General features: G+C 63.7%; 4 protein-coding genes and 1 pseudogene. 2 read left to right on the top strand and 3 right to left on the bottom strand.

Translation table 11 applies throughout. The features are described 5' to 3' along the window. Positions 1-54: 54 nt before the first annotated feature. Positions 55-1278 carry an argininosuccinate synthase gene (locus EN949_RS33475; protein ID WP_063169556.1) on the bottom strand — a complete coding sequence of 408 codons (1224 nt, stop codon included), beginning with the start codon at positions 1276-1278 and terminating at the stop codon, positions 55-57. Between the two features lie 214 nt (positions 1279-1492). Between EN949_RS33475 and EN949_RS33470 the strand changes: the two are divergent. Both EN949_RS33470 and EN949_RS33465 read left to right on the top strand, forming a co-directional pair. Beyond that, positions 1493-2434, top strand: a pseudogene (locus EN949_RS33470) (GGDEF domain-containing phosphodiesterase); the annotation flags it as partial. 125 nt (positions 2435-2559) lie between these two features. Next, positions 2560-3201, top strand: a complete 642-nt coding sequence (locus EN949_RS33465; RefSeq protein WP_013528810.1) for a LysE family translocator — start codon at positions 2560-2562, stop codon at positions 3199-3201. 6 nt (positions 3202-3207) lie between these two features. On the opposite strand, the gene EN949_RS33460 is transcribed toward EN949_RS33465, so the two are convergent. Together EN949_RS33460 and EN949_RS33455 are read right to left on the bottom strand one after the other, a co-directional pair. Next, positions 3208-3687: a hypothetical protein gene (locus EN949_RS33460; protein ID WP_063169555.1), complete on the bottom strand. Its 480-nt coding sequence runs from the start codon at positions 3685-3687 to the stop codon at positions 3208-3210. Beyond that, the coding region (locus EN949_RS33455) for a hypothetical protein (RefSeq protein WP_127371934.1) at positions 3687-4087 on the bottom strand (401 nt) is incomplete at its 5' end. The genes EN949_RS33460 and EN949_RS33455, both read right to left, overlap by 1 nt.

The following is a 4087-nucleotide window of genomic DNA, read 5'->3' as shown; positions in this document are numbered from 1 at the left end:
GCGTCGCCAGAACAACCAGCGGCGCCAGGCAGCGACCGAAACCGCGCATCCGCCCTACTTGGCGCGGTTGCGCGCTGCCAGCGTTCTCAGCCGCAGTGCATTGAGGCGGATGAAGCCGGCGGCGTCCTTCTGGTCATAGGCGCCACGGTCATCCTCGAAAGTGACCAGCGCATCGGAGTAAAGCGTCTTCTTCGACTTGCGGCCGGTGACCATGACGTTGCCCTTGTAGAGCTTGAGCCGCACCGTGCCCTCGACGTCTTCCTGGCTCTTGTCGATCATCGCCTGCAGCATCAGCCGTTCGGGCGCAAACCAGAAGCCGTTATAGATCAGCTCGGCGTAACGCGGCATGAACTCGTCCTTGAGGTGGGCCGCACCTCGGTCGAGCGTGATCGATTCGATGGCCCGGTGGGCGGCGATCAGGATGGTGCCGCCTGGCGTTTCGTAGACGCCGCGCGACTTCATGCCGACGAAGCGGTTCTCGACCAGGTCGAGCCGGCCGATGCCATTGTCGCGGCCGAGATCGTTGAGCGCCGCCAGCATGGTTGCCGGCGACAGCTTCTTGCCGTTGAGCGCGATCGGGTCGCCCTTCAGGAACTCGATCTCGATCTCGGTGACCTTGTCGGGCGCATCCATCGGCGAAACGGTGCGCTGGTGGACGAATTCCGGCGGCTCGCTCCATGGATCTTCCAGAACCTTGCCCTCGGAAGAGGAGTGCAGCAGGTTGGCGTCGACCGAGAACGGCGCCTCGCCCTTCTTGTCCTTCGGCACGGGGATCTGGTGCTGTTCGGCAAAGTTCATCAGGTCGGTGCGCGACTTGAACGACCAGTCGCGCCACGGCGCGATGACCTTGATGTCGGGGTTCAGTGCGTAAGCCGAGAGCTCGAAGCGAACCTGATCGTTGCCCTTGCCGGTGGCGCCATGCGCGATCGCATCGGCGCCGGTTTCCCGGGCTATATCGACCAGATGCTTGGAGATCAGCGGCCGGGCGATCGAGGTGCCGAGCAGATAGGTGCCTTCATAGACGGTGTTGGCGCGGAACATCGGGAAGACGAAGTCGGCGACGAATTCCTCGCGCACATCGACGATACGGATGTCCTTGATGCCCATCATCTCGGCCTTGCGGCGCGCCGGTTCCAGCTCTTCACCCTGACCGAGATCGGCGGTGAAGGTGATGACCTCGGCGCCGAACTCGGTCTGCAGCCATTTCAGGATGATGGATGTGTCGAGACCGCCGGAATAGGAGAGCACGACTTTCTTGATGTCTTTGGTTTTGGACATTTTTACCCCGTCGGTGGCGGACGCCCCAGCCTGGGCGTCACAGATTGTCGCAGCGCCTTTTAGCAGGAACGGCAGAGCGAGCAAGCACGCGTGCATGCATGGCTTCTGGTCCAGCGCATGGCGGGAGCGCGATGCCTGGGCCGTGGCGTTTTGGCGGGACCGTGCCATGGCGCCCCGCATCGCAGCACTAAGAAGATGCAGTTCAGCACGGAGCGCGGTCTATCCGCGCGACGGGGCCGACCGCGAGCGGTTGGTCAGCAACGCCGACCTTGCCATGTACCGGGCGAAGAACGACGTGACGCGAGCCGTCTGCTTCTACGAATCCGCCATGGACGAGACGGCGCGGGCGCGCCGCGCCTTGGCCACCGACCTTCGCCAGGCGATCGACCGCGGCGAGCTTTCGCTTCACTATCAGGTGCAGACCTCGGTCCCGACCGGCGCCACCTGCGGCTACGAAGCGCTGCTGCGCTGGACCCATCCCGTGCATGGCATGATCCCGCCCGCCGAATTCATCCCGATTGCCGAAGAGAACGGCTCGATCATGGCGATCGGCGAATGGGTGCTGCGGACCGCGTGCCGGCAGGCGGCCTCGTGGGGCAATGGCCACAAGATCGCGGTCAATTTGTCGCCGGTGCAGTTCGCCCATGCCGATCTCGCCAAGCTCGTCCATCAGATCCTGATCGAGACCGGGCTGTCGCCGAAACGGCTGGAGCTGGAGTTGACCGAATCGACGATCGTCGCCGACAAGGTGCGCACGCTGCATGTCCTGCGCCAGGTCAAGGCGCTTGGGGTGACGATCGCGATCGACGATTTCGGCACCGGCTATTCATCGCTCGATACGCTGCGCTCGTTTCCCTTCGACAAGATCAAGCTCGACCGCTCATTCATGGCCGATGTCGAGCGAAGCCCGCAGGCCAAGGCCATCATCCGGGCGGTGCTGACGCTGGGCCGCAGCCTCGACATTCCGGTGCTCGCCGAAGGCGTCGAGACACATGTCCAGCTCACCATCCTGCAGGTCGAAGGCTGCAATGAGGCGCAAGGCTATTTTCTCGGCCGGCCCAAGCCGATCGACCAGATCACCGGGGACACCGATGTCCGCAACGATCGACTCTTCGCGGAGGAGCCAGCGAGGATACGGCTGAGCAGGCAGGCATAGGACTGCCGCGGCCGGCGCCCAGCGAATGCCGTGCAGACGCCTGCTGGATCGAGATCGGATCGCTGCTGTGTCTGGCGTCGACATGGCGCATCCTGTATAGGCCTCCCAATTCCCCGGGGCCGCTCATGTCGTTCATTCCAGACACCACCACGCTGATCCAGTTCGCCATCGCCACGGTCATCCTGGCGATCACGCCGGGGCCGGACATGACCCTGTTCGTCTCGCGCACGCTGAGCCAGGGCCGTGCCACCGGCTTTGCCTCGATGGCCGGCGCGCTGTGCGGCACGCTGATCCACACCACGCTGGTGGTGGTCGGCGTCTCGGCGCTGATCGTCGCCTCGCCGATGGCATTCTTCGTGCTGAAGATCTTCGGCGCCGGCTATCTCGTCTTCCTGGCCTGGCAGGCAATCACCAGGGGCTCGGCCTTTTCGCCGGAGAAGAAGACGGGACCCGAGATTTCGCTGTTGCGCAGCTGGGCGGCGGGCCTCGGCGTCAATCTGCTCAACCCGAAGATCATCCTGTTCTTCATGACCTTCCTGCCGCAGTTCGTCTCCGCACATGATCCGAACGCACCGGGAAAGCTGTTTTTCCTGGGCACGATGTTCATCGTGCTGTCGGTCCCGGTGACGGTGCCGATGGTGCTGGCGGCGGAAAAGTTTTCGGCGGCGATGAAGGCAAGCCCGCGCGTTACGCGGGTGGTCGACTATCTGTTTGCCGGCGTGTTCTCCGCCTTCGCCCTCAAGATCCTGACGGCCCAGGCGAAGTAGGCGCCGTCATCCTGTCCGGCCATCCTCTTTTGATTCTGGTTCGCCTTGCCACCAGCTTGCGGCCCAGCGCCCGGCGCTGAGCCAGTAAAAGATACCACCGACCATGCCGCTGCCGATCACGGCCATGATGGCGCTGGTGTCCCTGACGGCGAAGGCGGTGTCACCGCTGTGGTCGGCAAGCCCGAGGAAAACACCGGCAACCACCGCGCCCGCCAGCGCATAGAACAGCCAGTCGCGCCGGCCCAGGATTTCGGCAAGCAGGATGACGACAGAGGCCGGCATCAGGGCGAAATAGGCGACGAACAGGGCGGCGAAGGGAATTGAAAAATACAGGGAAGCCGTCGCCGTCGGATGCGCATGCTCCGGCGTGTAGCCGAGCGATGCCAGGAACAGGATGTTGAGGAAGGCGCTCGCCGCCAGCGAGGCGACGGCATAGCCGAACAGGATGACGGTGAAACGGATGAGGTAGCCGACGAGACGCGCCATCAATCCCGGCCCAGATTCCGGCCCGTGCCGGACCTGCGTCCAGCCAGAAGCCAGTAGATCCAACCGGCGGCGATGCCGGCGGTGGCGAGAAAACCCAGAAAGCCCGGATTGAAGACAAAGCTGCTGGCCGAGCGCGGCATGGATACGCCAAAGGCAATGGACGTGATCGCACCAGTGGCGGCGAAGTAGAACCATCCTCGAAGTGAGAACCGTTCGGCGACAAAGAGCGCCGGGCCGACGATCAACAGCGCGCCGATCATTACGGTCAACACGGCGAGCGGGAACGAGCCAAGCCAGTCGAAGGCGAAAATGATCGACCAGTTGCCGTCTTCGATGCCTTCCAGAAGAGCGATCAGCAGCACCGGCACCAGGATCGAGGTCAGCACGGCGGCGATATAGC

Origin of the sequence: Mesorhizobium sp. M7A.F.Ca.US.007.01.2.1 (assembly GCF_003998165.1) — a bacterium.
Classification (GTDB): Bacteria; Pseudomonadota; Alphaproteobacteria; order Rhizobiales; family Rhizobiaceae; genus Mesorhizobium; species Mesorhizobium ciceri.
This window is presented reverse-complemented; position numbering and strand designations above follow the sequence as displayed.